Genomic DNA, 1,326 nt, shown 5'->3' on the forward strand with positions numbered 1-1,326 from the left:
TCTGAGGTTCCCCCTGCGGGCCGGACAGCTTGATACTGGGACGGATGGTCCCGGAGGAAGCAGTCACAGGTAGTGAGCAAGAAGAGCAACATGAGTAAGCGGTACACGGCCGAGTTCAAGCGGGACGCGGTCGTCTTGGCGTTGTCCTCGGAGAAGACGGTCACCGAGGTCGCGAGGGATCTGGGCGTGAGTCCGGAAGGACTGCGCGGGTGGGTGAAGCAGGCGAAGGTCGACCGCGGCGAGGGGCCCGCCGGGGCTTTGTCCACTGCGGAGCGTGAGGAGTTGGTCCGGCTGCGGCGGAAGGTCCGCGAGCAGGAGGCCACGATCGAAGTTCTGGGAAAAGCGACCGCCTTCTTCGCTCAGGACAAGATGAGGTAGACACCGCGGCCCGGTGTCACTTCATCGATGCGGAGAAGGCATCGGAGGATAATCCCACAGGTCACAGCGTTTCGTTCCTGTGCCGTGCGCTGGGAGTGCCCCGCTCCACCTACTACGCACACAGGGCGTCACGGCCGGCCCGGACGGTGCGGGAGCGGGCCGAGGAGGTGCTCGTGGGCGAGATCCGGGTACTCCACGCCGGATCGCGCGGCGCCTACGGGGCCCCGCGGATCCACGCCGCCCTGCGGCGGGCCGGGCGGGCGGTGAACTCCAAGAAAGTCGAGCGGCTGATGCGCAAGCACCGGATCGTCGGGATCACCCGCCGACGGCGTGGGGGCCTGACCCGGCAGGCGAAGCGGGCGGTATTCGCCCTCGACCTGATCGGCCGGGACTTCACCGCACCCAGACCCGGAATGCGGCTCGTCGGCGACATGACCGAACTCGTCACGCTGGAAGGGAAGTTGTATCTGGCGACCTGTATCGATCTTGCGACGCGGGAGGTGGTCGGCTGGGCGATGGCCGATCACCACCGCGCCGAGCTGCCGGTCGCTGCCCTGCGGATGGCGGCCGGGCGTGGCGGCCTGGAACACGGTTGCGTCATGCATACGGATCGCGGCAGCGAGTACACGAGTGACGAATTCCGCACCGAAATACGCAAGTTGCACATGCGGCAATCGATGGGACGCGTCGGATCTTGTTACGATAACGCCGCCGCGGAAAGCTGGTTCGCCATCCTGAAAGCGGAGATCGGGACGACCATGTGGGAGACCCGCGAGGCTGCCCGGGCCGACATCTTTCGCTACGTCGAGGTCGAGTACAACCGCAGCCGGCTCCGTCGGCACCCCGACTACGGGTACGTCACCCCGCTCGAAACGAGAGCCTTGCTCAGACAGGACCTCGCCCCGGCAGCGTAAACACCCGCTGTCCAGCTCGCGGGGGGAACTTCAG

At 66.6% G+C, this 1,326-nt stretch carries 2 protein-coding genes; both read left to right on the forward strand.

What is annotated here, in order from left to right:
* The first annotated feature begins 72 nt into the window (after nucleotides 1–72).
* Nucleotides 73–378, forward strand: a complete 306-nt coding sequence (locus ACIBJG_RS38805; protein WP_399315070.1) for a transposase — start codon at nucleotides 73–75, stop codon at nucleotides 376–378.
* Between the two features lie 23 nt (nucleotides 379–401).
* Nucleotides 402–1,292: an IS3 family transposase gene (locus ACIBJG_RS38810; RefSeq protein ID WP_399315071.1), complete on the forward strand. Its 891-nt coding sequence runs from the start codon at nucleotides 402–404 to the stop codon at nucleotides 1,290–1,292.
* The last annotated feature ends 34 nt before the right edge of the window (nucleotides 1,293–1,326 follow it).

This window comes from Streptomyces sp. NPDC050422, assembly GCF_044458665.1.
GTDB lineage: Bacteria > Actinomycetota > Actinomycetes > Streptomycetales > Streptomycetaceae > Streptomyces.